We start from the raw sequence: 24,438 nt of genomic DNA on the forward strand, positions 1-24,438 counted from the left end.
CAACTGCCTCTCAATGCCTCAGATCTGACCGTCCTCCAGCATTTCGGTCACCAGGGCCGCGATCTGCGAACGCTCCGAGCGCGTGAGCGTGACGTGGGCGAAGAGCGGATGGCCCTTCAGCTTCTCGACGACGGCGACCACTCCGTCGTACCGCCCCACGCGGAGGTTGTCGCGCTGGGCCACGTCATGGGTCAGGACGACCCGGGAGTTCGCCCCGATACGGGACAGAACGGTCAACAGGACGTTCCGCTCCAGGGATTGCGCCTCGTCCACGATCACGAACGCGTCGTGCAGCGAGCGCCCGCGGATGTGGGTGAGCGGAAGCACTTCGAGCATCCCGCGCGCCGTCACCTCCTCGATGACCGCCTTCCCCGCCACCGAGCCGAGCGTGTCGAAGACGGCCTGCGCCCAAGGCCCCATCTTCTCGGCCTCGGTGCCGGGCAGATAGCCGAGCTCCTGCCCGCCCACCGCGTACAGCGGCCGGAAGACCATCACCTTCTGGTGCTGCCTGCGCTCCAGGACGGCTTCCAGGCCCGCGCAGAGCGCGAGCGCCGACTTGCCGGTGCCCGCGCGACCGCCCATCGACATGATGCCGATCTCCGGGTCCAGGAGGAGATCGAGCGCGATGCGCTGCTCGGCGCTGCGACCCTTGAGGCCGAAGGCCTCCCGGTCGCCGCGCACGAGGCGGACGTTGCCCTCGGCCGTGACGCGGCCCAGGGCCTTGCCGCGCTCCGACTGGATGGTGAGTCCCGTGTGCACCGGCAGGTCGGCGGCCTCGGGGACGTACAGGGTCTCTTCCTCGAAGAGGAGGTCGACCTGCTCACCGGAGAGGGGTAGTTCGGACATTCCGGTCCAGCCGGAGTCCGTGATGGCGAGCTCGGCGCGGTACTCCTCGGCGAGGAGACCGACCGACGACGCCTTGATTCTGAGCGGCAGGTCCTTCGACACGACCGTGACGTCGTACCCCTCCGCCTGGAGGTTGCGGGCGACGGCGAGGATCCGTGAGTCATTGTCCCCCAACCGGTAGCCGGCCGGGAGCACGCCGGGATCGGAGTGGTTGAGCTCGACGCGCAGCGAGCCGCCGAGGTCCCCGATGGGGATCGGGGCGTCCAGGCGGCCGTGCCGGATGCGGAAGTCGTCCAGCAGGCGCAGCGCCTGCCGGGCGAAGTAGCCGAGCTCCGGATGGTGTCGCTTGGCCTCCAATTCCGTCACCACGACGATGGGCAGCACGACTTCGTGCTCATCGAAGCGGGTCAGGGCGTTGGGGTCGGCCAGCAGGACGCTGGTGTCGAGAACATAGGTGCGCCTGTCGGGCATGCGGCGCTTTGTGCTGGTCACCACGGAAGGACGTACCCCCTCGGATGAGGTCGGGGAGCGACGGAGGGTTTGCTGGGCCGGGTCGGGCGGGAGAAATCCCGGCCGGTCTCGGACCGCGATGCGCGGGCCGGAATCCGGCCCTCCCGGTTCCCGACGGAGTACGTGCTCTCCGTGCGGTCGTCCTGGTGCAAAGGGCCTCCCGGGCGGACGGCCCCGTGCCGTCCGCTGAGATCCGACATCCGTGAATCGGATGTCGGCCTGGAAGGCTTATTCCCTCGAACAAGCGCAGCCATGCCAGGGCATATGACGACGCGTTGGTTAACTCTGGGTTACCCCGACCTCAGGGGCGCGCGGGAGTCAGCCGCCGTAGCGACGGTGGCGCGCCGCGTAATCCCGCAGCGCGCGAAGGAAGTCGACCTTTCGGAAGGCCGGCCAGAAGACCTCGCAGAAGTAGTACTCGGAGTGAGCGGTCTGCCAGAGCATGAATCCGGACAGACGCTGTTCACCACTCGTACGGATCACCAGGTCCGGGTCCGGCTGGGCCCTGGTGTAGAGGTGCTTGCCGATCAGGTCGACATCGACCTTGTCGGCCACCTGTTCGAGCGACTCGCCCTTGTCGGCGGCGTCGAGGAGCATCGAGCGGACGGCGTCGGCGATCTCCTGGCGGCCGCCGTAGCCGATCGCGACATTGACCACTATCCCGTCGACGTCGGCCGTGGCCTCCGCGGCCTCCTTGAGGACGTTGCGCATCTCCGACGGCAGGATGTCGGTGGCGCCGACGTGCTGGACGCGCCAGCGGCCGTCGCGGCCAAGCGAGCGGACCGTGTCCTCGATGATGCCGAGCAGCGGGCCCAGTTCTTCCTTGGGACGGTCGAAGTTGTCCGTCGAGAGCAGCCACAGCGTGACGACCTCGACGTCCGTCTCGCTGCACCAGCCGAGGAACTCCCCGATGTTGTCCGCGCCCGCCTGGTGGCCCTGGGCGGTGGTGGATCCGGCGGCCTTGGCCCAGCGTCGGTTGCCATCCATGATGACCCCGATGTGCTTGGGCACCTGGTCGTGGTCCAGGTGGCCTTCCACCCTGCGTGCGTACAGCCTGACCAGCAGGCCGCGCAGCCTGTCCCGCAGGTTCACGGTCTTTCAGCCCCTCCGTGCAGACGGCAGTCCCGAAGGCGAAAGCCTACCGCCGTGAAACGGGGGCGAGCGCCACGCGGCGGCGGTGGACTGTCGTAGCTTCGTCACCATGAACGACACCTCTTCCTACGCCGCATCGGCGAACCGTTACGACTCGATGGAGTACCGGCGCACCGGCCGCAGCGGTCTGAAGCTGCCCGCGGTCTCGCTCGGCCTCTGGCACAACTTCGGCGACGACAAGGCCCTCGGCACCCAGCGCTCCATCCTGCGCCGCGCCTTCGACCTGGGCGTCACCCACTTCGACCTGGCGAACAACTACGGCCCGCCGGCCGGCTCCGCGGAGCTGAACTTCGGCAAGATCTTCGCGCAGGACTTCGCGTCCCACCGCGACGAGCTGGTCCTCTCCACCAAGGCCGGCTACCTGATGCACCCCGGCCCGTACGGCGAGTGGGGCAGCCGCAAGTACCTGCTCTCCTCGCTCGACGCCTCCCTGGCGCGGATGGGCGTGGACTACGTGGACATCTTCTACTCCCACCGCTTCGACCCGGACACCCCGCTGGAAGAGACGATGGGAGCGCTCGCCTCCGCCGTCCAGCAGGGCAAGGCCCTGTACGTCGGCGTCTCCTCCTACAACAGCCAGCAGACCGCGGAGGCGGCCCGCCTGCTGCGGGAGATGGGCGTGCCCGCGCTCATCCACCAGCCGTCGTACTCGATGATCAACCGCTGGACCGAGGACGACGGCCTGCTCGACACCCTGGAGGCGGCGGGCATGGGCTGCATCTCCTTCGTGCCGCTGGCCCAGGGCCTGCTCACGAACAAGTACCTGAAGGGCATCCCGGAGGGTTCGCGCGCGACGCAGAACAAGTCGCTCGACCCGGGCCTGCTGAGCGACGAGGTCCTGCGGCGCCTCAACGGCCTGAACGACATCGCGGCGGGCCGGGACCAGTCCCTCGCCCAGCTCGCCCTCAACTGGGTGCTCCGCGACGAGCGGATGACCTCGGCGCTGATCGGCGCCTCCAGCGTCAAGCAGCTGGAGGAGAACGTGGCGGCCCTCGCGGGTCCGAAGCTGACGGACGAGGAGCTGACCGCCATCGACACGTTCGCGGTGTCGACGCCCGGCACCAACATCTGGGCCGGGCGGGGCTAGCGCCCGGAGCGGATCGTGCACGGGAGCCCCGGCCGGATGCGTTCCGGCCGGGGCTCCTTGTCGTCCGTCGTCAGGCGCGCGGGCGCTTGAACCACGCGCCCGCCGCGCCCTGGGAGAGCAGGACGACGACGGCGATGGCGGCGAGCAGCGGCAGCAGGCCCGCCGGGTTGCCGCTCGCCGCGCCGCCGAGGGCGAAGGCGATCTGCACGCTCATCAGGACGATGCAGGTGACGCGGATGCCGTTGCCCACGGTCCCGTAGCGGAAGGCCATGCCCGCGGAGACCAGCAGGCAGACGTTGACCCCGAGGGCCGCGCCCGCCGTCTCCGGGTTGACGATGAAGATGGCGCTGATCGAGCCGAGGATCGTGAGTCCGCCGAGGACCCAGAGGACTATCTGTGCGGCGCGGACGACGCCGGGCATCTGCTGCGGGGGCACCGGGCCGTAGCCGTAGCCGTACGCGCCACCGGGGTCCTGCGCGGGGCCGGTGTAAGAGGGGAGACCTGACTGCGGGTTGTGCGGCGGGCCGGGCGGTGGGGGGAACTGGTTCGACATGCCCCTGACCATAACCGGATGTCGATCTTCCGCCGTCGGACGGGCCATGGGACGGGCCGTTGGACGGGGGCCGTGGGCGAGCCGTCGGACGGGCCTTCGCGCGGGAGCCCGGGGGCCGCGGAGCGCGGGGACAAAAAAATCGGGCCGGTCCGTGGGGGGGAGACGGACCGGCCCGAGGGGGGGTTTCCACCATAACCCTTCGTAAGTGATGCTGCGTGCATTGGCGTGCCACAACTACTCTCCGAGACCGGCCGACGACTGCGAGACCCCGTTCTCACGGCGGAATTCGGCATTCTGCGGCGGATTCAGGCCGGGCGCGGCGATACCCCCCAAGAGGGACCCCGGCGAGGTTCGCGCGCTTGACGCACCGGGACGCCCGGCCGCTACCGTCGCGGCCATGGCGACGATGACGGTCTCCGGACCCCCGGAAGGAACGCCGCGGGAGATCGCGGCAGCGCTCCCGGCGATCGAGGCGGAGACCGAAGGGGCGACCGGGGCGGAGATCGAGGTGGAGATCGCGGACTCGGCGCGGGCGCGGCGGCGCGGGCTGCTCGGGCGCGCGGGGATCACGGGGGCGCTCCTGCTGACTCCGGCGCGCGGCGTGCACACCGTCGGGATGCGCTTCGCCCTTGATGTGGCGTACCTGGACAGGGAGTTGCGCGTGCTGTCCGTGCGGACGATGCGCCCCGGGAGGGTGGGGCGGCCGCGAGTGCGGGCCCGGCACGTCCTGGAGGCCGAGGCCGGGGCGATGGCCCGGTGGGGCGTACGCCGGGGCGCGCGGATCGCCGTACACGGTACGGAGTGACGGCTCGCGGCGCCGCGCGACCCCCTCCGCCGCACGGCACCGCACACGGAGCTTTGCTCGCGCGAATTAGCCTTGGTCTGAACTTACGTGACGCTTAGGGGCGGATCGAGCCAGTCTTGATAACGATGCGGAATCAAGACTTCGATTCAGGGAGCTACGTCACCGCTTGCGGATTATGCGCAATTCGCTCGCCATGCAAAATTCGCGCTGTATGCCGGAAATGCTGCCGCCTGACGCGCGACCTACCCCGCGACGGCAGTGGCCTCGGCCGCCCCCGCCTTGTTGGCGATCACCTGCTGCATGTGCTCGTCGCCCCACAACCCGAGGGGAATGAGCGCGGTGTTGAGGGAGTTGCCGAGTGCGGTCAGTGAGTACTCGACCTTCGGCGGCACCTCCCGGTACACCTCGCGGTGCACGATGCCGTCCGACTCCAGCTCGCGCAGCTGCTGGATCAGCACCTTCTCGCTGACCCCGATGATCTGCCGCCGCAGCTCGCCGAAGCGCAGCGTCTTCCCCGCGTACAACGCCCACAGGATCATGGGCTTCCACTTGCCGCCGACGACATCCACCGCGGCGTCGAGTCCGCAGGAGTACGGCTCGTTGTCCTTCCTCATGGTCAACTCCTCTGATCCGCCCGGTCCCTTGTCCGATCGACAGTACCCAAGAGCGTGGCGGAGCTGTCCGCGGAAGGCCTTGGGAGCTAATGCCTTCGGAGCTAAGGCTTGCGGAGTTCGAAGAGGTGGCGGGCGCTGTGCGCCACGAACGGTCCCTCCGCCCGGATCCGCTCGTGCAGCGCGAGCAGCTCCGGCCGGTACTTCTCGACGCTGAAGTCGGGCACCATCCAGATGACCTTGCGCAGGAAGTGCACGACGGCGCCCACGTCGAAGAACTCCATCCGCAGCCGCTCGGCCCGCAGCTCGACGACCTCAAGCCCGGCCGCCGCCGCCTCGGCGCGCTCCAGGTCGGGGTGGCGCCCGTTCCGCGTCTCCCGCGACTGCGGCCCCAGGAAGTACTCGACGACCTCGAAGGCGCTGGCGGGACCGACGTGCTGCGCGAAGTACGTGCCGCCGGGGCGCAGCACGCGGGCGATCTCGTCGAAGTGGGCCTTCACCGGGTGCCGACTGGTCACCAGGTCGAACGCCTCGGCCGCGAACGGCAGCGGGTCGTCCTCCGGGGACGCGACGACGGCGACGCCGCGCGGATGCAGCAGGGCGGTGGCCTTGGCGACGTTCGCGGGCCAGCCCTCGGTGGCGACGGCCAGCGGGGGCAGCGTCGCCGCGGAGGCGAGGACCTCGCCGCCGCCGGTCTGGATGTCGAGCGAGGCCCTGGCCCCGGCGAGCCGCCCCGCCATGGCCTCGGCGTACCGCCAGGAGGGCCGTGCCTCGGTGGCCCTGCCGTCGAACCAGGAGAAGTCCCACCCCGCGGTGGGCGCGGCGACGGCCTCCTCGACGAGCTCGTCGAAGCTGCGGGGGTCGTGGGTGCTCGGGGAACTCATGGGGCTCATGATCGCATCGGGGCGGGACGGGGGCATGGCCGCGGGGACCGATCGGAGGTTCGTATTCGGGGTGTACGTCGGCACGACCGAGCCGTCACACTCCGAACGACGGTCACACTCCGAACGACGGGAGGAGCACGCCATGACCGAGACCCGCCAGCCCCTCATCAGCTCGGCGCGCCACTCGCCCATGACCGACGAGCAGCGCAAGTCGCTCGCGCTCGCCTACCTCAAGGCGTTCGACCGGGGCGGCAAGACCGTCGAGGGCATCCCGCTCCTCGACCTCTTCGCGGACGACGCCCAGGTGTACTTCCCCAAGTGGGGCCTGGCCGACGGCAAGGCGGAGATCGGCAGGATGTTCGCCGACGTGGGCGGCACGCTCCGCGCCATCACCCACCACTACGCCGATTTCAACTGGGTGTTCTCCGGTACGGACACCGTGGTCTGCGAGGGCAGCAGCCACGGTGAGCACAGGGACGGACCGTGGCGGGCGGACCTGCCCGCGTGGGGCGCGGGCCGTTTCTGCGACGTCTTCGAGATCAGGGACTGGCTGATACAGCGGTGCTTCATCTACTTGGATCCGGACTACGCGGGCCGCGACGTGGCGCGGTATCCGTGGATCAGCCGCTAGTTCCACTGGTGCCGCCGGTTCCGCCGGTTCCGTTGCCGGGCTCCGCGTCGCCGCTGGTCCCGGAGGCGCCGCGCGGGAACGAGACCTCTACCCTGCGGTTCTTCTTGCGGCCCTCCTCGGAGCCGTTGTCCGCGATCGGGTAGTCCTCGCTGTAGCCGCGTACGGCGTAGGTGACCTCGGGGCCGAGGAACTTCGACATCTGGTCGTGCACGGCTTCCGCGCGCTCGCGGGAGAGCTTCTTGCCGTGGGAGTACGAGCCAAGGTCGTCCGTGAAGCCGAATACGCGTACGTCCGTGGCCTTTTGGTTCTTGGCCTCCTCCGCGATCGCCTTGATCCGGGCGTTCGCCTCGGGATTCAGCTTCGAGCTGTCCTTGGGGAAGAGGACCTCCGCCTGCAACGCGAACTTCACGTCCGTGTTGGTGTCCTCGCGCCGCTCCTCGCCGCCGAGGTCCTCGACGACGGACTTGATGTCCAGGACCTTGGCCGGCGCGAGCGTGGCGCCGTCGGCGAGCTTGAGGCCCGGGCTGTTGGAGTCGACTTCGGGGGGCGGGGAGGTGGTGGTGCTGCCGGGGGGCGTGGAGGGGTCGTCGTCGTCCGCGACCGCGGCTGGGCACGGGGTGAGCAGGAGGAGCAGGGCGGTGAGGGTGGCGGCGCCTGCGGTGCGGGTGAGGGGGTGGCGGGTGAGGGGGTGGCGGGTCATGGGTCACTCGCCCTCGGAGATCTCTATGGGGGCGGGGGGCATCGAACCGACCTGGAAGGTGACCTTGTCGGTGCCTTCCGGCGGGGCGGGGAACTGGGCGAACCAGTCGACCGTCTGACCCGAGTCGAGGCCACCCTCGAACTTGGTGCACAGGCAGCGCCCGCTCGTGTCCCGCAGCACCAGGTACCGCTTCTTGCCCTGCCCGTCCACGAGGCTGGCCCCCGCGACGGAGCCGCCGTTCTTCTGCAACTCCTTCTCGTCCCCGCGCCATTGACCGCCCGTCCAGAGGCCTCCGGACGAATTCGTGACTTTGCCCGAGACGGTGAGGAAGCCGCCTCCGTCACGCTTCGCCGACGTGATCACGAGGGTGACCCCGTCGCCCTTGGCTTCGGCCAGGGCCTGTTCCGCCTCGGGCTTCTGCGGCTCGTCGTCCTTGCCCTCTCCCTTGGCCGACGGCGTGGACTTGGAGTTCGTGTCTGGCTTCTCCTCGTCTCCGCCGCCACCCCCGCCACAACCAGCGACCGTGAGAACCAGCCCAGTCGTGATCGCCACAGCGGTCATCGCCCTGCGAGCGATCATGGTGCGCCGAGTGTTCATGGCTACGGCTTCCTTCTTTCGTCGATCGCCGGTCAGTCGGCCAGGTGGACAGAGAAGAGGAGCGACGGGTCCGGGAGATCGCCGGGTTCGAAATCGTCGGGGTCGATCTCGATGGGGTCTTCACCGTCGCAGTCGAGTTCCACGACCTTTGCCGGGTCGGCCGACGGGTCGACGTCACACCGCGGCTTGATGATTGCCGTGGCGTCGGCCTTGGCATGCCTGGATTCCGTGCCCGGGATGATCGAATCGCCGACGGTGTAATTGGTCGTGATCTCCGCCTTGAATCCCGGATAGCCGTTCACTTCGGCGGGTCCGACGACAGCGGTGGAGTCGTTCTCCGCGGCCAGCGCGTCTGCCGCCTGTTGGGCCCCTTCGCCGGTGATCTTGTCTCCGGCCAGCCAGTCGACCCAGTCGTCCCCCTCACCGATGGACAGCACCAGTCCATCGATGAGCTCGTCCCTGGCGTCCTGGGCCGCGGCCAACGCCGCCGCGTCAGCGGCTGTTTGGGCGCCGTTTCGCGCCGAGGCGGCCTGGGCGAACGCGAAGAAGGCGAACGCGACGAAAAGCAGGATCCCCGTCAGCCAGATGTAGATGGGGAGCGTCTGCCCTCGGTCGCCATGCAAGCGGCGACTCGTCATCCTCCGACGACGTCGCTCACCGCATTGCCGATCGCCGTGGAGATCTTGTTGTCGAGGGCCAGCCCGTCGATCAACGTATAGATCCCCGCAATAAGAATCATCAGCCCCGCATACTCCACGAACCCCGCCCCCGCGTCCCGGTCCCTCCCCCGGACCCGCGACGCCACGGAGACCGTCCAGTCCACCCAGACTTTGAGCACGCGTTCCTTCAGCACGACGGCTCCTTCTCTCCCACCAGATACCGCGCCCTTTGTGGTCAGAGGCAACGTACGCCACAAGGCGTGCATCGGCAGCAACTCTGCGCAACGTATGCGGTATCCCGGTTGCCCGGCCCGCAAGTTGGCGGGTTCTCTTCCCCGTCGTTGAGATCACCATGCACGAAGTCCCCTCCTGCGAACCGTGAACTCAGCCCCGACTGTCCCACACCGAGTTGCATCCGCGAAGGCGTTTCGCGGAGGTGGTCCGGATCCGTGCGCGTCCGACCGACCGGCGCACGTCCCGCCGCGCATCTCAACGGCCCAGTATCGAGCCGAAGTCGGAACCCGAGCCCAGGAACATGCCCGCCGCGATCAGGATCATCGTCGCCGGGAGCATGAAGACGAGCGTCACCATCGTCGCCTTGGGGATGGTCTTCGCCGCCCTGCGACGGGAGTTCTGCGCGTCCGTGCGGCGCATGTCCGTCGCGAGCTGGATCAGGGTGTCCGCGATCGGGGAACCCAGTTCCTCGCCCTGCTGAAGGGCCGAGACGAACTGGGCGACCTGCTCGGACGCGTTGCGGCGGCGCAGTTCGTCGAAGGCCTGGCGGCGGCTGACGCCCATGTCCATCTGGCGCAGGGTGATGCGGAGTTCGTCCGCCCACGGGCCCTCGTACTTCTCCGCGACGCGGTCCAGCGCCTGGCGGAAACCGAGGCCCGCGGAGACCACCACCGCGAGCACGTCGAGGAAGTCGGGCAGCGTGCGGTCGATGACCTCTTTTCGCTCCCTGATCGCCTGCCAGATCAGCCCGTCCGCCGCGGTCGCGCCGAAGGCGAGGGTCAGCAGGCCGAAGAGGGGCGAGCCGTTGGTGAGGAAGACGAGGCCGAGGACGACTCCGAAGATGCCGTAGACCGCCCTGCGCGCCGCGTAGCGGTCGATGGTGAGGCCGCCGGGGTTGCCCGCCATGTCTATCCTGCGGCGCTTGGCGTCCACCCGGCGCGGGCCCATCAGGCGCAGCACGAGGGGCGCGAAGCGCATCCCGAGGCGGTCCACCGCCGAGCCCGCCGCCGAGACGCGCGTCGCGCCGACCTCCAGGGCTACGGCCAGGTCGGTGGGGAGCTTGGCGTCCGCGCGGTACATGCGGATGCCCTGGCAGACACCCGCCACGGCCAGGCCCATCACCGCCGCCAACGCCAGCGCTATCAACGTAACTCCCCTGCCCAGTAGGTGGTTTCTAGACTTCGATCTTGCCCAGGCGTCTGATCACGAAGAAACCTATGCCGTACAGGCCCAGCGAGATCAGGATCAGTGTCTGGCCCACCGGCGAGCCGGTCACCCGCTCCAGCGCCCCCTCGTTCGAGGAGTTGATGAGGAGCAGGGAGCCGAGGCCGAGGAGCGGGACCGTGAAGGCCGTCGCGTGGACCTCCGAGAGCATGGTGCGGACCTCGCGCCGGGTCTCTTTTCGGTCCTCCAGGGTCTGCGTGAGGTTGCGCAGCGAGTTGACCACCGTGCCGCCCGCCTTGTTGGAGAGGACCAGGGTCGTGACGAGGACTATCAACTCGCGAGAGGGAAGGCGGTCGGCCAGTTCGCCCAACGTGTCGTCGATGGAGCGGCCGAGCGTCAACTGATCGGCCACGTGCGAGAGTTCCTCGCCCGCGGGCGCCTCAAGCTCCTCCGCCGCCATCGCGAGCGACGTACGCAGCGCCAGGCCCGCCGCCGTCGCGTTCGCCAGGATGCGCGCCACATCCGGGAGTTGATTGATGAACGCCTCGATGCGCTTCTGCCGCTGCCAGTTGAGGAAGGCGACCGCGCCCCATATCGCCACGATGCCCGCGATCGGGCCGAAGAAGGGGGCGAGGGTCGCGGCCGCGATCAGCCAGAGCGCGGCGACGACCGCCACGACGTAGGTGAAGAACTCGCCCGCCGTCAGGTCGAGTCCGGTCGAGGAGAGCCGCAGGTGGATGGAGCGGCCGAGGCGGGTGCGGCGCAGTCTGCGGTCGACGGCGGCGAAGCGGCGGGTGCGGCCGGAGCCGCCGCCGTCGCCGATGCCGGGCCCGAGCGCCAGCCGGTCTTCCATGGCCTGGCGTTGGGCCCGCCCCGACGCGTACGTATGGATGCCCGCGACGGCGAGCGTGCCGGTCAGGATCGTGGCGCCCAGCGCGAGGAGGGCGGGGTTGTTCATCGGCATCCCCTCAACCGATCGCTTCTCTCGTGTTCAGTACGTCGATGGCCTCCGCCACGCCGAACGCGGGCGGCACCGGTTCGTTGGCGACGTACAGCTTGTCCGCGATCTCGCGCGGCAGCGGCAGGTGCTCGAAGTAGCCGTGCACGACGCGGTCGGCGCCGAGCGGGCGCGGCACGAAGCGGGTGACCGGCACGATGCGGAAGTGCTGGCGGCCGTGCGAGACGAGCAGGACGATCTCGGAGACCTTGCGGGATCCGTCGCCGTGCCGGGAGAGCTGGATGACCACGTCCACGGCCGAGTTGATCTGGTCCTTGAGCGCCTCGAAGGGGATCTGCACCTCCGACATGGAGCCGAGGGTCTGCAGCCGCATCAGGGCGTCCTCGGCGGTGTTCGCGTGGACGGTGGCGAGGGAGCCGTCGTGGCCCGTGGACATCGCCTGGAGCATGTCGAGGGTCTCGCCGCCGCGGACCTCGCCGACGATGATGCGGTCGGGGCGCATGCGCAGGGAGTTCCTGACGAGGTCGCGGATGGTGATCTGGCCCTTGCCCTCGACGTTCGGGGGGCGCGATTCGAGGCGGATGACGTGTTCCTGCTGGAGCTGGAGCTCCGCCGAGTCCTCGATGGTGATGATGCGTTCGTGGGCGGGGATCAGACCGGACAGGGCGTTGAGCAGGGTCGTCTTGCCGGTGCCCGTACCGCCGCTGACGATGAGGTTGAAGCGGGCCCGCACGAACGCGGCGAGCAGCATCAGCATGTGCTCGTCGAGCGAGCCGAGGCCGATGAGTTCGGGCAGCGTATAGGCGCGCGGGAAGCGGCGGATGGTGAGGGTCGCGCCGGTCAGGGCGAGCGGCGGGATGATGACGTTGACGCGCTCGCCGGTGGGCAGCCGGGCGTCGACCATCGGATTCGACTCGTCCACGCGGCGGTTGACGGTGGAGACGATGCGTTCGATGGTCTGCATGAGCTGGTCGTTGGAGGCGAAGCGGAGCGGCAGCTGCTCGACCCGGCCGTTGCGCTCGACGAAGACCGAGTCGGGGCCGTTGACCATGATCTCGGTGATGGACGGGTCGGCGAGGAGCGGTTCGAGCACGCCGAGGCCGAGTGCCTCGTCGACGACGCGGCGGATCAGCTGGGAGCGCTCGGAGGTGGAGAGGACCGGGCCCTCGCGGCTGATGATGTGGCCGAGTACGCGCTCCAGGCGGACGCGGCGGTCCGCGGCGGCGAGCGAGGACATCTCGGCGAGGTCGATCTCTTCGAGGAGCTTGGAGCGGTAGACGGCGACGAGGCCGTCGTCGCGGCTCGGCTCGGTCTGGTGCGTGGGGGCCACGCGGGCGCGCAGGCTCATGTCGTGCGTCAACCTCCCTGGTGCGTAGGCCTGTTCAGTTGCCGTCGTCGTCGTTGGGCATCGTGGCTTCCTTGGTGACGCTCCAGTCCGTGTCGACGAAGGGGAGCAGCGTGGGGACGTGGACCCGGACGGTGGCTGTCGTCGTGGTGGCGCCTTGGCCGACGCTGACCTCGGCGACCAGGCCGTCGTCCATGGCTGCCGTGCCCGCGGCCTCGCCCGAGTCGCCCTGGGAGGCGGCGCGGGCCGCTGCGCGGGCGCCTGAACCGGCTTGGTTGGCCGCGTAGCCCACCAGGCCCAGTTGGATCGCGGCGAGCCCCACGAGGAGCAGGATCGGCAAGAATCCCGCGAACTCCAGCATGGACACTCCGCGGTCGTCCCAGCGGCGCCGCCTCGATGCCCACGTTCCGCCCCTCTGAACCGGGGGCTGTGCCCACCCGTTCCGCCCCGCGGAACAATTGCCCACAGCAGTCATCCCTCCCCCTCCTTCGCCGCCCCGGCCTTCCCCTTCACCGTCCACCCCGCGTCGATGCCCGGAAAGAACACCGGGACCTCGACCGAGACCTCGGCCTTCCATACGGGGCCCCCGTCCGTGCAGGAGATCGACGCGTCCTGCCAGGCGCCCGGCAGGTGCTTCTTGGCCGCCGTGGCGCACGCCGCGCCGCCGCCGTCGCCCATCGCGTACGCCGCCGTGGCCGCCCGTGCCGCCTCGTCGGCCGCGTTGCCCGCGAGGGAGTACGAGTAGCCGTAGAGCGCGCACTGCCACAGCAAGGTCATGACGACGAGCAGCAGCGGAAACATCCCGGCGAATTCCAGCGTGACCGCGCCCCGGTCTGAGCCCGCCGCCTTCTTGCGCAGGGCGAGGCCGCCGCGTTTGCCGTGGCCCGCGGCCTCCTGGTCGATGAGGCCGAGTTCACCGGCCAGGCCCCACAGCGCCTGTTTCACCGAGGAGCGGCTGTCGAGGTCCTGCATGCGTCCGGCGTCGACGGCGCCCCGCAGTTCCTTGAAGGCGGCGGGCACCGTGGACGTGGCGGTCCGGGTGCCGGTGACGCGCTCCACCAGCGAGGGCTGGATCTCGGACGCCTTGCCGTGCCGGTTGACGACGGTGACGGTCTCCTCCGCCTTGCGGATCTGGAGGCGGTCCCAGAGCCGCACCATGCGCTTGGCGGCGCGCACCGCGACGACGTCGGGGGTGACGAGGAGCAGGGCCTGGTCGGCGAGTTCGACGGCGACGGCGCTGGCCGCGGTGACGAAGGCGCCGCAGTCGACGATCACCACGTCGTAGCGGGCGCGCAGGGCGCCGAGGGTCTGGCGGGCGACCCGGTCGGTGACCTCTTCGCCGCGTTCGCCGTCGGCGGGGGCGAGGAGGAGGCCGATGCCGGTCTCGTGGGTGTAGACGGCGTCCTGGAGGACCCGGGGCGTGATGTCGGTGATCGCCGCGAGGTCGGCGACGGAGCGCCGGAACTGCACGTCGAGGTAGGAGGCGACGTCGCCGGACTGGAGGTCGAGGTCGAGGAGGGCCACCGAGCGCCCCGACGCCTGGGCGGCGAGGGCGAGCTGGACGGCGGTGACGGTCGCGCCGACGCCGCCCTTGGCCCCGCTGACCGCGACGACGGTGCCCGCGCCGGGCGCCCCGGGAGCGCCGACGCCCGCGTACAGCTCGATGCCCCCGCTGCCCAGGTGGCGGCGCATCCCGGTGGACCAGGAGGCGGCGGCCTGGACGCGTTCGGCGAGGGCGTCGTAGGCGAGGGGGACGTTCACGATGCCGCGCGCCCCCGAGTCCATGGCGGCGGTGAGCAGCCCGGGGCTGGTGTCGGCGGTGATCAGGACGACGCCGACGGCGGGGAAGCGCAGGACGAGGTCGCGGATGAGGTCGAGGGCGGGGACGGGACCGATCCGCTCGTGGACGAGGACGACTTCCGGCAGCTCGTCGACCGACTCGGCGGCGAGCCTGGCGAGGGTGTCGAGCAGCGCGGTGGAGTCGCCGACGGGCAGCGCCGGTTCCGCGTCGGGCAGCTGTCCCACGAGCGTGGACAGCGCCCTCGCGGCGTCGATGTCGCCGACGGCGGGGAGGATCCGAGTGGTCATACGAGACCCCTTACTTGTCCTCGTCGAGGGTGTACGTCCGGTCCCGCGGCGGCACGGTGGCGTCGCCGCCCGCGCCGACGAGCGCGAGCCGGACGTGGGTCGCGAACGACTCGGCGTACGCGACGCGCTGCGCGTCCGCCGTGCCGAGGGCGAACGTGATCGGTACGGCCTCCGTCGCCTTGCGGCGCGTGCGGTCGTCCTGGTTGGGTTCGAGCGGGGTCAGCTTGCCGACGTCGAGCACCTTGGCGCCCTCCACGATGACTTTGGACTGGTCCTTCGCCTTGTCGGTCTCGCCCTTGAACGTGGCGTAGATGTTGACCTTCGAGCCCGGGGTGATCTTGCCCGCGACGCCGGTGGCCGCGTCGATCATGATGGCGATCTCCTGCTGGCCCGGGCCGAGTTCGGGCCGCTCGACGATCATGTCGGACTGGAGCAGCGAGCCCTTGCGCAGCTGGGTGACGGCGATCTTGCCGCGGATCGCGCGGAGGTCCCTGACGGCGTTGTCGGAGAGCCACCGCTCGGGCATCTCGACCTTCTTGAACTGGTCCGCGGTCAGTTCCTTGTAGGGCGCGATGTCGTCCTTGAGCTTGTACGCCGCGACCTCGGGACCCACTTTCCCGTTCACGTCGCGGATCACGGAGAGGACACCCGCGAACGCGCCGAGCGCGCACAGGACCGACAGGACCAGCAGGATGACGCCGCGGCGCTGGCGTGAGTTCATGGTCCTGACTACCTCGATCGGGTGCGGCTGGCTACGGACAGTGAGCGGGGTGGCGCGCGTGCGGTCGTCGGTCGCGTACGAGGTGCGGGGGCGGGGCCGTCGGAGCGGGCGGCGGGCTAGGTCGCGCCTCTGGGCAGGGCGGTCGGGGCGCGGCCCTGGCCGGATCCGGCGGGGCGGAGCCGGTGGCCCGGTGGCGTCAGGGCGCGGGCCTGCTGCGCGGGGCGTTCGCCGGGCGGCGGCAGGGGCGCGGCGCAGAACGCGCAGCGGTCACCGATGAGTTCGAGCCCGCACCAGTGGCAGTCCTCGCGGCGTACGGAGGACACCAGCTGGTAGAGGACGGAGATGTCCGGGATGGCGGCGGCGAACTCGACGAGCTTGCCGGTCGCCCACCAGCGCGCGGACTCCGCGGGCAGCCGGGCCTCCTCGATGCCCTGGGTGTGCCAGGCGGCGGCGAGCGTCGTGGTGACCCAGTCGGCGGCGATGCGGCCGGGCGCGTAGAGCAGCTTGGTGCCGAATCCGGGGCCCTGGAGGTGGGCTTCGCCGTCGCCCGTGATCTTCACGAGCCCGGGCCTCGGCGTCGCCAGGACGGCGAACTGGGTGCCGGGCAGCCAGGACTTGGCGTGCGACTGGAGGGTGACGGGCACCCGGTCGAGCTTGGCGACGGAGCCGAGCAGGGCGCCCGCGTAGATGTAGTGCGAGAGCAGCCTGGCGGCGGAGGCGAGCACGCCGGGGCTGAAGTCGCAGATCGACAACTGCCGCAGCTGCAGGGCGAGTACGGCGATGCCGAGCGGCGGCAGGTCGGAGCGCAGGACGGCGATGCGGTCGCTCTCCAGGAGCGAACGGATCGCGTGGAGGCGGTGGGTGACGGCCGCGGGCGCGGAGGCCGGGCACAGCACGACGACATAGCCGTGGTGCTCGATGAGCGTGTCCATCTCGGTGAGCGACTGGTCGAGCGAGTACGCCCCCGGGGGCCGCACCGCGCACTGCAGGACGGCGGCCGACGGGGTGTGCCGGTCGGGCGAGGGCAGCACGAGATCGGGGCCGGTGACGGCTATGGCGGTCGGCAACGCGTACACCCCCGGTCCTCGTGCACTCCTGCCCCAGCACCATATCCACGTCATGGTCGCCTCAACACCCAACTTCGCACTGTTCATGTGGAGGTGGACGCCGTCCGGCGTGAACCAAGTGGTGCTTGAGGCCTTGACAACTCAATTGGTCTGGACCAACTTGTACGACCAAGCCAGGGACACCATGCCGAGCGGGCACCACCCTGGCGGACGACGGTGGCCACCGTTCCCGCACCACCTCCCCCACCCCCAACTCCCCCCAACTCCCCCCACGGAGGCAGCAGTGGACCGCACACGGAGCAGAACGGGAGCGGTACTCGGGTCCCTCACGGCCCTGGCCCTCGCCCTCGCAGGGCTGTTCACCGGCGGCGTGGACAGCGCGCACGCGGACAGCACGAACGCGCGGACCCGCGCCGTACCGAAGCACGCGGTGACCGGCTACTGGCAGAACTTCAACAACGGCGCCCAGGTGCAGAAACTGGCCGACGTCCAGGACGAGTACGACATCATCGCCGTCTCCTTCGCCGACGCCACCGCCACCCAGGGCCAGATCACCTTCAACCTCGACTCGGCCGGGCTCGGCGGCTACACGGTCGACCAGTTCAAGGCCGACATCAAGGCCAAGCAGGCCGCGGGCAAGTCGGTGATCATCTCCGTCGGCGGCGAGAAGGGCGCGATCGCGGTCAACGACTCCGCGTCGGCCAACGCGTTCGCCGACTCCACGTACAAGCTGATGCGGGAGTACGGCTTCGACGGCGTCGACATCGACCTGGAGAACGGCCTCAACTCCACCTACATGACGCAGGCGCTCAAGTCCCTGTCGTCCAAGGCCGGTTCGGGCCTCGTCCTGACCATGGCTCCGCAGACCATCGACATGCAGTCCCCCTCGACCGAGTACTTCAAGACCGCGCTCGCCGTGAAGGACATTCTCACAGTGGTCAACATGCAGTACTACAACAGCGGTTCGATGCTGGGCTGCGACGGCAAGGTCTACAGCCAGGGCACGGTCGACTTCCTGACCGGGCTCGCCTGCATCCAGCTGGAGAACGGCCTCGCGCCGTCCCAGGTCGGCATCGGCGTACCCGCGTCGTCGCGCGCGGCCGGTGGCGGATACGTCGCCCCGGACGTCGTGAACAGCGCCCTGGACTGCCTCGCCAAGGGCACCGGCTGCGGCTCGTTCAAGCCCGCCAAGACGTACCCCGACATCCGGGGCGCGATGACCTGGTCCACCAACTGGGACGCGACGGCGGGCAGCACCTGGTCCAAGGCGGTGGGCGCGCACGTCCACGGGCTTCCGTAACCCTCGGTTCCCTCTCAAGGCCGCAGCGCCGCCGCTCCCCCGGCGGCGCTGCCGTTCGTTCGCGGCCTACCCAGCGGCCCGCCAGGGGCCTACCAGGGCAGGTCGCGCACCTGCTGCACGCAGAGGATCAGGAAGAGCAGCCCGGCGCCCGCCAGCATCACGTTGCTCAGCATGCCGTTGCGCCACTCCTTGGGCGTGCGCGAGGAGTTGAGCAGCCAGAGGAGTGTCAGGGCGAGGAAGGGCATGAAGAACGCGCCGAGTACGCCGTAGGCGATGACGAGGCCGAACGGCTGGTCCAGGAAGAGCAGGCCCATCGGCGGGAACGTCAGCCAGAGCAGGTACGCCCGGAACGGCACCGACTTCTCGCGCTTGCCCGCCGCGACCTCGGCGACCATGCCCTCCTCCTGGGCGGGGGTGCCGTCGGGGACCCTGCGCTCGCGCTGGATGCGCTCCACGAAGTCCGCGAACATCAGGCTCACCCCGTGCCACACGCCCATCAGCGCGCCGAACGACGTGGCGAAGAAGCCGATCAGGAAGAGGTTCGCGGTGACCGCGCCGAACCGGTCCTCCAGGACCTTGCCGAGGTCGATGAGGCCCCGGTCGCCCGAGGTGAGGGCGATGTTCGTGGAGTGCAGGAGCTCGGCGCCGATGATCATCATCGCGACGACGAAGATGCCGGTGGTGATGTACGCGACGCGGTTGTCGAGCCGCATCACCTTGAGCCAGCTGATGTCGGTCCAGCCCTTGGAGTTCACCCAGTACCCGTACGCGGCCATGGTGATGGTGCCGCCGACGCCGCCGATCAGGCCGAGCGTGTAGAGCAGCGAACCGTCGGGCAGGGCGGGCACGAGGCCCTTGACGGCGTTGCCGAGGTCGGGGGCGACGCGGATCGCGACGTACACGACGATCAGGAACTTCATGCCGATGACGACCGTCATGACCTTCTCGAAGACGGCGTACCGGTTGAACCAGACGAAGGCGAGGCCGAGCACGCCGCACAGGACCGCCCAGGCCTTCAGGCTCGGCCCGTCGGGGAAGAGCGCGACCAGCGGCAGGGCGCTGGAGGACATGGCCGTGGCGCCGTAGACGAAGCCCCAGATGACGACGTAGATCGCGAAGTAGTAGGTGGTCCACTGCCCGAGGCTGCGCCAGCCCTCGAAAAGGGTGCGCCCGGTGGCCAGGTGCCAGCGGCCCGTCGCCTCGGCGAGGGAGATCTTCACCAGACAGCCGATGATCGCGGCCCACAGCAGCGTGTAGCCGAACTTGCTGCCCGCGATGAGCGTCGCGACCAGGTCACCGGCGCCGACGCCGGTCGCCGCGACGACGATGCCGGGGCCGACGTACTTCCAGCTCGCCTTGCGGAGCCGGACGACGCCCTCGCCCGTTTCGGTCCCGCCACTCGTCGATTCAGCCATGCGATCAAGAAACCGCAAAGACAGCTGGTGCACAAGGGGTTGGGGAGCGCGGACGTGCCGGTCGGCGGGGTGCTTCGGCGGTTTGGCCAAAGACAGCGTTGACCGGAGCATGCCACGCATCCACGATGGGCCCGCACCGCACCGCACCGCACGCGTCGCACTGAGCCCACCCCCACCCCCGAGGAGACTTCATGCGACTTCGGATACGCGGCAGAAGATCCGCCGCGCTAGCGGCACTTCTCGCCCTCGCCGTCGCGGCACCCATCACCGCCAACGCCTCACCGGGCTCGGCCGACCAGGCCCCCCGCAAGACGGCGGCGGCCGACGACAACGAGACGCGTCAGTACGAGATCCCGCTGCGCGACGACCGCGCGGCCCGCACCGCGCTCGCCCGCACCGGCGTCGCCATCGACGAGGTCGACGCCCGCGCGGTGGTCGTCTCGGCGTCCGGCCAAGAGGCGGCGAAGCTGCGGGAGTTGGGCTACAGGCTCAAGCCCCTGGCCGGACCCCCGAAGCGTACGGACGGGCACGCGATCGAGCCCAAGGACTTCCCGCCCGCCGACGCGAAGTACCACAACTACGCCGAGATGAACGCGGAGATCGACCAGCGCATCGCGGCGTACCCGAGCCTGATGACGAAGAAGGTCATCGGCAAGTCGTACTCCGGCAGGGACATCGTCGCCATCAAGATCAGCGACAACGTGGGCACCGACGAGGCCGAGCCGGAAGTCCTCTTCACCCACCACCAGCACGCCCGCGAGCACCTGACGGTCGAGATGGCGCTGTACCTGCTGCGCGAACTCGGCGCGGGCTACGGCTCGGACGCCCGCATCAAGAAGATGGTGGACTCGCGCGAGATCTGGATCGTCCCCGACATGAACCCGGACGGCGGCGAGTACGACATCGCGACCGGCTCGTACCGCAGCTGGCGACTGAACCGACAGCCCAACTCCAACGGCCGCACCGGCACCGACCTGAACCGCAACTGGGGCTACAAGTGGGGCTGCTGCGGCGGCTCTTCGAGCACCCCTGGCTCCGAGACCTACCGGGGATCGGCCGCCGAGTCGGCGCCCGAGGTGAAGGTCGTCTCCAACTTCGTGCGCAGCCGCGTCGTCGGCGGCAAGCAGCAGATCAAGGCCGCGATCGACTTCCACACGTACAGCGAACTGGTCCTGTGGCCGTACGGCTACACGTACAACGACACGGCGCCAGGGCTGACCCAGGACGACCGCGACGCGCACGCCGCCGTCGGAAAGAAGATGGCCGCGAGCAACGGCTACACGCCCGAGCAGTCCAGTGACCTCTACATCACGGACGGCACGATCGACGACTGGCTCTGGGGCGACCAGAAGATCTTCAGCTACACCTTCGAGATGTACCCGCGATCCGGCGGCGGCGGCTTCTACCCGCCCGACGAGGTCATCGAGCGGGAGACGTCACGCAACCGCGACGCGGTCCTGCAGCTCCTGGAGAATTCGGACTGCATGTACCGTTCGATCGGCAAGGAGCAGCAGTACTGCACGAGTTGACGCTCGCGCGCGTGCGACGCGGCCCCGGTCCCCTTCGAGGGTCCGGGGCCGCGGCCGTCCTAGAAGAAGTTCTCCTTGCCGATACCGGCCGACAGGGCGTCGTGGATGATCGTCGCCTGGGCGAGGCAGGAGGTGTGCGAGGCGCTCCCCGCGGGCCAGTTCTCGTTGCACGCGAACCGCATCTGATTGTGCAGGCGCTCGTCGAGCCAGGCCTTGGTTTCCTCCGTGGGGCTCAGGCTGAGATGGGTGGAGCCGTGGTTGCCGTAGTTGCGGTAGCCGAAGTCGTGCTGGGCGCATGCCTCGTAGAAGACGCCGTCCGGCCAGAACGTACAGCCGTCCGTGTCCCAGTCGAACGGTGGGATGTGGTCGTGATTGATGAAGTCGAGCCTGCTGAGGCCCATGATGCGGTCGGCCTCGCCCCGGACGTCGGCGACGGACCTGGAGGCGGGCCCGGCGTACGCCTCCCCCGGCAGGACGGCGACCGCGAGCAGCGCGGTCAGGACAGTGGCGAAGGCTTTGCTCAGTACGTTACGGGCGCGCATACGGCGGCTCCAGGCTGGTCAGGGGATGCCCGACGATCACCGGGCGCTCCCCATGCTGGGCGCGGCGCCCCCACCCCGACGGCCAACACGCGGCCGTCTCACTCTCCCGGGTCCCGCCATATCGTTTCGCCACGCCCTCGGTTCACGGCTTGTGGGTCACCCAGAGCAGTTCCGCCGGCCAGCGATGTGCCCAGTCGGGCGGGTCGGTCTCGTTGTAGCCGTTGGGTGTTCCGGGTTCGGGCCGCGGCTCGATGAGGTCGTCGATGACGAGACCCGCGCCGCGCAGGACCCTGACCCAGTCGCCGTAGGTGAGCTGATAGCTGGTCGCGCCGTCGCCTTCGGCGATGGTGTTCAGACCGAAGTAGTCCTGCCGCAGCGTCGTGGTCACACGGCTCGCGGCTTCGTCGTAGCACGCTTCGAACCACGGGCTGGCGACGTTGAACACCAGGCGCCCGCCCCGGCCCAAGACGCGTGCGGCCTCCGGGACGGCCAGGTGCGGGGGCGCCCAGCTGAGCCCACCGAAGTCGCAGAACACCAGGTCGAAGCTGGCGGCGGCGAAGGGGAGTTGTTCGGCGGCGCCCTGCACCAGCGGATAGCGGACCGCTCCCATCGCGCGGTCCGCCGCGGCGAGTTGGGCGTCCGACAGGTCGAACCCGACCACGGCGGCACCCTCGGCGGCGAGCGCCCTGGACCACTGGCCTGCGCCGCAGCCGAGTTCGAGGACGCGCTTGCCGGTGACGTCGCCCAGGGCGCCCAGGTGCGCGTCGGGGATGGAGTACATGCCCCACAGCCGGGGTGCGGCGCCGATCTGCGGGTCGTGCTCGTGCTGGTAGGTGCTGCTGATCCGGTTCCAGAGCCGCCGGTTGGCGGGGATGCTTTCCACGCGCCGACTCCAGCACCGCCTGCCGGGGGCGGTCAACACGATTGGGGCACTGGCCCGCGCGGTCACTTCATCTTGCACAAAGTGGCGTCGACGAGCCGGTCGGTGCGCTCGTCGCGGTCCTCCGTGTTCAGGTTGGTGGAGCGCATCACGATGACTCCCTTCTTGCCCTTGTCGATGAAGCCGTTGGCGTTCAGATGACCGATGGTGGTCCCGCCGTGGCTCCAGGAGCCGCCGCCGCAGCTGAGCTGCGTCCAGAAAATGCCGAGCCCTGCTTTCCTGGGCGCCACGCTGCCCTCCATCGGGGCCGGCACCGTCTTCTGCATCTGCGCCAGCTGCTTCGGCGCCAGCAGCTTGCCGCCGAGCAGAGCGCGCCAGAAGCGCGCGAGGTCGGTCGAGTTGGTGACGAGGTCGCCCGCCGAGCTGCCCCAGGTCATGCTCATCTTGGTGCTGTCGACCAGTGGGCCGCCGGGCTTGAACTGGTGATAGCCCTTGGCGTGCGGCCGGGGAAGGCCGGTGCGCGTGCCCGCGGAGAACGTGTGCGTGAGGCCGAGGGGTTCGATGATCCGGGCACGGACCTCGTCGCTCCAGTGGCGCCCCGTCACCTTCTCGATGATCATCCCGGCGAGTATGTAACCGGTGTTGGAGTAGCTCCAGCCCTTGCCGGGCTCGAAGGTGGGCCGGTTCCGCAGGGCCATGTCGACCAGTTCGCGCGGCTGGTAGCGGTCGAAGCGGTGCTTCTGGAACTGGTCTCCGTCGAGGATGGGCAGCTGAGCGGCGTAGTCGGGCACCCCGCTCGTGTGCTGCAGCAGCTGGCGCACGGTGATCCGCCCGCCGTCGTTGCCGTTGCCCTTGACCACTCCGGGCAGCCAGCGCTCGACCTTGTCGTCGAGTCGCATGCGGCCTTCGCCCACGAGTTGCAGCACCACGGTCGAGACGAAGGTCTTGGTGTTGCTGCCCATCCGGAAGTAGCCCTGGCGCGGCACCGGCAGGTCGGTGCCGAGTTCGGCGGTGCCGCTGCGCACGGAGCTGCTCCCGCGACCGTTCACCAAGGTGGCCTCGGCGCCCACCGTTCCGTCCTCGCGGACGATGTCGTCCAGGCCCCGTTGAAGGTCCGCCCGGCCGGAATCGGCCGCTCGGACGTCCGGCTGGGCCGCCTGCGCCGCGGGCATCGCCAGTGCCGCCGTGGCGGCGACCGCCGCCACGGAGCCCAGGGCGAGACGGCGGCGCGTGGAGACGGGGTTTCGTGGCTGCGTCATGGTGGTTACCTCGCATGTCTTGGAGACCGTTCGAGGCACCTGCCTCCCGTGCGGGCACGGTGTGTTGTGGTGCCGAACAGTCGGCCGGACGGTGCGTCCTGACCAAGATCATTCACCCATGGGGAAGCGCTGGGCGACCATGACGGAGCCCCCCGGCGGGAGGTATGGACAACCCCACCCTCGTGGGGTCGCTCAGAGGCGGCAGCTGATCTCCATGCCGTCCTCCACGGGGAACGTGACGCTCTGGTACCCGTTCCGGGAGTCACGGACGTAGTCGAGGTAGGGCGCGAGGTCCGCCAGGTCGACGTCGTCGGCGACGACGAGCGTGCCGGGCGCCAGGCGTGGTTCGAGGAGTCGCAGGACGGGCAGGCACAGGTCCTTCCAGCCGTCGAGGAGGACGAAGTCCGCGGCGTCGGTGACCGCGGCGAGGGTGTCGCGGGCGTCTCCTTCGAGGACGGTGATCAGGTCGTCGAGACCCGTCTCGGCGAACGTCCGGCGGGCGGCCGCGGCCTTGGCGGCGCTCAGTTCCGTACTGATCACGCGCCCCGTCCCGTTGTCGCGCACCGCGGCGGCGAGGTGGAGCGTGGAGATGCCGAAGGACGTGCCGAACTCGACGACGGTGGCGGGGCGGGCGGCCCGGATCAGGTTGTAGAGGAGGCGGCCACCCTGGGCGGAGATCGGCATGTACACCTCCGCCTTGGCGTCGGCCTGTTCCTGCGGGTCGAGGGGCGCGGAGCCCTGGGGCCACTCCGCCCGGATCCGCCTGCTGGTCGCCTCGTCCTGTTCGGCCTGCCGGAACATCCGGTCGAGGGCGGAGGCGACGCGGGGGTCTTCGAGGGTGTTGGTGGGTGCCATGAACCTAGACTAGACGCACCGTTGCGTAGCGTCTAGAGATGCTGGC

General features: G+C 69.8%; 26 protein-coding genes. 5 read left to right on the forward strand and 21 right to left on the reverse strand.

Annotation, left to right across the window (positions count from 1 at the left end; translation table 11 throughout):
- Positions 1-18 precede the first annotated feature (18 nt).
- Positions 19-1,341 (reverse strand): PhoH family protein, encoded by a 1,323-nt coding sequence (locus CP970_RS15345; protein WP_079043759.1) that lies wholly within the window; start codon positions 1,339-1,341, stop codon positions 19-21.
- Positions 1,342-1,674: 333 nt separating this feature from the next.
- A complete protein-coding gene (locus CP970_RS15350) occupies positions 1,675-2,448 on the reverse strand; it encodes an isoprenyl transferase (protein WP_055551332.1) in 774 nt (257 codons plus the stop codon).
- A 109-nt stretch (positions 2,449-2,557) separates the two neighbouring features.
- On the opposite strand from CP970_RS15350, the gene mgrA reads away from it, so the two are divergent.
- Positions 2,558-3,595 carry an L-glyceraldehyde 3-phosphate reductase gene (gene mgrA / locus CP970_RS15355; RefSeq protein ID WP_055551334.1) on the forward strand — a complete coding sequence of 346 codons (1,038 nt, stop codon included), beginning with the start codon at positions 2,558-2,560 and terminating at the stop codon, positions 3,593-3,595.
- A 70-nt stretch (positions 3,596-3,665) separates the two neighbouring features.
- Here the strand turns inward: mgrA and CP970_RS15360 are convergent, their stop codons facing one another.
- Positions 3,666-4,148, reverse strand: coding sequence for a hypothetical protein (locus CP970_RS15360; protein WP_150493406.1), 483 nt, complete (start codon positions 4,146-4,148; stop codon positions 3,666-3,668).
- A 397-nt stretch (positions 4,149-4,545) separates the two neighbouring features.
- Between CP970_RS15360 and CP970_RS15365 the strand changes: the two genes are divergently transcribed.
- Complete coding sequence (locus CP970_RS15365; protein WP_224058446.1) at positions 4,546-4,953, forward strand: DUF192 domain-containing protein; 408 nt, start codon at positions 4,546-4,548, stop codon at positions 4,951-4,953.
- Between the two features lie 242 nt (positions 4,954-5,195).
- Here the strand turns inward: CP970_RS15365 and CP970_RS15370 are convergent, their stop codons facing one another.
- Both CP970_RS15370 and CP970_RS15375 read right to left on the reverse strand, forming a co-directional pair.
- The gene (locus CP970_RS15370; RefSeq protein WP_055551337.1) at positions 5,196-5,567 is read right to left on the reverse strand and encodes a winged helix-turn-helix transcriptional regulator; all 372 of its coding nucleotides are present in this window, start codon (positions 5,565-5,567) and stop codon (positions 5,196-5,198) included.
- A 101-nt stretch (positions 5,568-5,668) separates the two neighbouring features.
- Positions 5,669-6,448, reverse strand: a complete 780-nt coding sequence (locus CP970_RS15375) for a class I SAM-dependent methyltransferase (RefSeq protein ID WP_107099018.1) — start codon at positions 6,446-6,448, stop codon at positions 5,669-5,671.
- Between the two features lie 142 nt (positions 6,449-6,590).
- On the opposite strand from CP970_RS15375, the gene CP970_RS15380 reads away from it, so the two are divergent.
- The gene (locus tag CP970_RS15380; protein ID WP_055551345.1) at positions 6,591-7,079 is read left to right on the forward strand and encodes a nuclear transport factor 2 family protein; all 489 of its coding nucleotides are present in this window, start codon (positions 6,591-6,593) and stop codon (positions 7,077-7,079) included.
- Here CP970_RS15380 and CP970_RS15385 read toward each other — a convergent pair.
- From CP970_RS15385 to CP970_RS15435, 11 genes are all read right to left on the reverse strand, one after another.
- Positions 7,069-7,779 carry an OmpA family protein gene (locus CP970_RS15385; RefSeq protein WP_150493408.1) on the reverse strand — a complete coding sequence of 237 codons (711 nt, stop codon included), beginning with the start codon at positions 7,777-7,779 and terminating at the stop codon, positions 7,069-7,071. The two genes, CP970_RS15380 and CP970_RS15385, sit on opposite strands and share 11 nt — an antisense overlap.
- A 3-nt stretch (positions 7,780-7,782) precedes the next feature.
- Positions 7,783-8,376, reverse strand: a complete 594-nt coding sequence (locus CP970_RS15390) for a hypothetical protein (RefSeq protein ID WP_055557008.1) — start codon at positions 8,374-8,376, stop codon at positions 7,783-7,785.
- A 32-nt stretch (positions 8,377-8,408) separates the two neighbouring features.
- Entirely contained in the window at positions 8,409-8,999 is a 591-nt protein-coding gene (locus CP970_RS15395; protein ID WP_224058447.1) for a pilus assembly protein TadG-related protein, read from the reverse strand.
- A gap of 11 nt (positions 9,000-9,010) precedes the next feature.
- A complete protein-coding gene (locus CP970_RS15400; protein ID WP_055557015.1) occupies positions 9,011-9,214 on the reverse strand; it encodes a hypothetical protein in 204 nt (67 codons plus the stop codon).
- 310 nt (positions 9,215-9,524) lie between these two features.
- Positions 9,525-10,415 (reverse strand): DUF5936 domain-containing protein, encoded by an 891-nt coding sequence (locus CP970_RS15405; RefSeq protein WP_191094923.1) that lies wholly within the window; start codon positions 10,413-10,415, stop codon positions 9,525-9,527.
- A 28-nt stretch (positions 10,416-10,443) separates the two neighbouring features.
- Positions 10,444-11,391, reverse strand: coding sequence for a type II secretion system F family protein (locus CP970_RS15410; protein WP_055557016.1), 948 nt, complete (start codon positions 11,389-11,391; stop codon positions 10,444-10,446).
- A gap of 10 nt (positions 11,392-11,401) precedes the next feature.
- Positions 11,402-12,739, reverse strand: coding sequence for a CpaF family protein (locus tag CP970_RS15415; protein ID WP_055557012.1), 1,338 nt, complete (start codon positions 12,737-12,739; stop codon positions 11,402-11,404).
- Positions 12,740-12,773: 34 nt separating this feature from the next.
- Positions 12,774-13,097 carry a TadE/TadG family type IV pilus assembly protein gene (locus tag CP970_RS15420; RefSeq protein ID WP_055557013.1) on the reverse strand — a complete coding sequence of 108 codons (324 nt, stop codon included), beginning with the start codon at positions 13,095-13,097 and terminating at the stop codon, positions 12,774-12,776.
- Positions 13,098-13,207: 110 nt separating this feature from the next.
- Entirely contained in the window at positions 13,208-14,824 is a 1,617-nt protein-coding gene (locus CP970_RS15425) for an AAA family ATPase (protein WP_150493410.1), read from the reverse strand.
- Between the two features lie 10 nt (positions 14,825-14,834).
- A complete protein-coding gene (cpaB, locus tag CP970_RS15430) occupies positions 14,835-15,545 on the reverse strand; it encodes a Flp pilus assembly protein CpaB (protein WP_055556361.1) in 711 nt (236 codons plus the stop codon).
- A gap of 116 nt (positions 15,546-15,661) precedes the next feature.
- Positions 15,662-16,612 carry a hypothetical protein gene (locus CP970_RS15435; protein WP_055556363.1) on the reverse strand — a complete coding sequence of 317 codons (951 nt, stop codon included), beginning with the start codon at positions 16,610-16,612 and terminating at the stop codon, positions 15,662-15,664.
- Between the two features lie 283 nt (positions 16,613-16,895).
- Here CP970_RS15435 and CP970_RS15440 point away from each other — a divergent pair, with 283 nt between their 5' ends.
- Entirely contained in the window at positions 16,896-17,912 is a 1,017-nt protein-coding gene (locus tag CP970_RS15440) for a chitinase (RefSeq protein WP_150493412.1), read from the forward strand.
- An 89-nt stretch (positions 17,913-18,001) separates the two neighbouring features.
- Here the strand turns inward: CP970_RS15440 and CP970_RS15445 are convergent, their stop codons facing one another.
- Complete coding sequence (locus tag CP970_RS15445; RefSeq protein WP_150493414.1) at positions 18,002-19,327, reverse strand: Nramp family divalent metal transporter; 1,326 nt, start codon at positions 19,325-19,327, stop codon at positions 18,002-18,004.
- Between the two features lie 191 nt (positions 19,328-19,518).
- Between CP970_RS15445 and CP970_RS15450 the strand changes: the two genes are divergently transcribed.
- Positions 19,519-20,856, forward strand: a complete 1,338-nt coding sequence (locus CP970_RS15450; protein ID WP_150493416.1) for a M14 family metallopeptidase — start codon at positions 19,519-19,521, stop codon at positions 20,854-20,856.
- 59 nt (positions 20,857-20,915) lie between these two features.
- On the opposite strand, the gene CP970_RS15455 is transcribed toward CP970_RS15450, so the two are convergent.
- The 4 genes from CP970_RS15455 to CP970_RS15470 form a co-directional block, all read right to left on the reverse strand.
- The gene (locus CP970_RS15455; protein ID WP_150493418.1) at positions 20,916-21,398 is read right to left on the reverse strand and encodes a phospholipase A2; all 483 of its coding nucleotides are present in this window, start codon (positions 21,396-21,398) and stop codon (positions 20,916-20,918) included.
- 142 nt (positions 21,399-21,540) lie between these two features.
- Complete coding sequence (locus CP970_RS15460) at positions 21,541-22,281, reverse strand: class I SAM-dependent methyltransferase (RefSeq protein ID WP_150493420.1); 741 nt, start codon at positions 22,279-22,281, stop codon at positions 21,541-21,543.
- Positions 22,282-22,343: 62 nt separating this feature from the next.
- A complete protein-coding gene (locus CP970_RS15465; protein WP_150493422.1) occupies positions 22,344-23,537 on the reverse strand; it encodes a serine hydrolase domain-containing protein in 1,194 nt (397 codons plus the stop codon).
- 192 nt (positions 23,538-23,729) lie between these two features.
- Positions 23,730-24,392, reverse strand: a complete 663-nt coding sequence (locus tag CP970_RS15470) for an O-methyltransferase (protein WP_150493424.1) — start codon at positions 24,390-24,392, stop codon at positions 23,730-23,732.
- Between the last annotated feature and the right edge of the window lie 46 nt (positions 24,393-24,438).

The organism is Streptomyces kanamyceticus (genome assembly GCF_008704495.1).
Taxonomy (GTDB): domain Bacteria; phylum Actinomycetota; class Actinomycetes; order Streptomycetales; family Streptomycetaceae; genus Streptomyces; species Streptomyces kanamyceticus.

Excerpts from the sequence above, each read along its gene's own strand:
- CP970_RS15360 (WP_150493406.1), bottom strand. The coding sequence starts at position 4,148 with ATGTCGAACCAGTTCCCCCCACCGCCCGGCCCGCCGCACAACCCGCAG.
- CP970_RS15415 (WP_055557012.1), bottom strand. The coding sequence starts at position 12,739 with ATGAGCCTGCGCGCCCGCGTGGCCCCCACGCACCAGACCGAGCCGAGC.
- CP970_RS15445 (WP_150493414.1), bottom strand. The coding sequence starts at position 19,327 with ATGGCTGAATCGACGAGTGGCGGGACCGAAACGGGCGAGGGCGTCGTC.
- CP970_RS15425 (WP_150493410.1), bottom strand. The coding sequence starts at position 14,824 with ATGACCACTCGGATCCTCCCCGCCGTCGGCGACATCGACGCCGCGAGG.
- CP970_RS15455 (WP_150493418.1), bottom strand. The coding sequence starts at position 21,398 with ATGCGCGCCCGTAACGTACTGAGCAAAGCCTTCGCCACTGTCCTGACC.
- cpaB (WP_055556361.1), bottom strand. The coding sequence starts at position 15,545 with ATGAACTCACGCCAGCGCCGCGGCGTCATCCTGCTGGTCCTGTCGGTC.
- CP970_RS15470 (WP_150493424.1), bottom strand. The coding sequence starts at position 24,392 with ATGGCACCCACCAACACCCTCGAAGACCCCCGCGTCGCCTCCGCCCTC.
- CP970_RS15465 (WP_150493422.1), bottom strand. The coding sequence starts at position 23,537 with ATGACGCAGCCACGAAACCCCGTCTCCACGCGCCGCCGTCTCGCCCTG.
- mgrA (WP_055551334.1), top strand. The coding sequence starts at position 2,558 with ATGAACGACACCTCTTCCTACGCCGCATCGGCGAACCGTTACGACTCG.
- CP970_RS15420 (WP_055557013.1), bottom strand. The coding sequence starts at position 13,097 with ATGCTGGAGTTCGCGGGATTCTTGCCGATCCTGCTCCTCGTGGGGCTC.
- CP970_RS15365 (WP_224058446.1), top strand. The coding sequence starts at position 4,546 with ATGGCGACGATGACGGTCTCCGGACCCCCGGAAGGAACGCCGCGGGAG.
- CP970_RS15380 (WP_055551345.1), top strand. The coding sequence starts at position 6,591 with ATGACCGAGACCCGCCAGCCCCTCATCAGCTCGGCGCGCCACTCGCCC.
- CP970_RS15385 (WP_150493408.1), bottom strand. The coding sequence starts at position 7,779 with ATGACCCGCCACCCCCTCACCCGCCACCCCCTCACCCGCACCGCAGGC.
- CP970_RS15450 (WP_150493416.1), top strand. The coding sequence starts at position 19,519 with ATGCGACTTCGGATACGCGGCAGAAGATCCGCCGCGCTAGCGGCACTT.
- CP970_RS15375 (WP_107099018.1), bottom strand. The coding sequence starts at position 6,448 with ATGAGTTCCCCGAGCACCCACGACCCCCGCAGCTTCGACGAGCTCGTC.
- CP970_RS15410 (WP_055557016.1), bottom strand. The coding sequence starts at position 11,391 with ATGAACAACCCCGCCCTCCTCGCGCTGGGCGCCACGATCCTGACCGGC.
- CP970_RS15390 (WP_055557008.1), bottom strand. The coding sequence starts at position 8,376 with ATGAACACTCGGCGCACCATGATCGCTCGCAGGGCGATGACCGCTGTG.
- CP970_RS15370 (WP_055551337.1), bottom strand. The coding sequence starts at position 5,567 with ATGAGGAAGGACAACGAGCCGTACTCCTGCGGACTCGACGCCGCGGTG.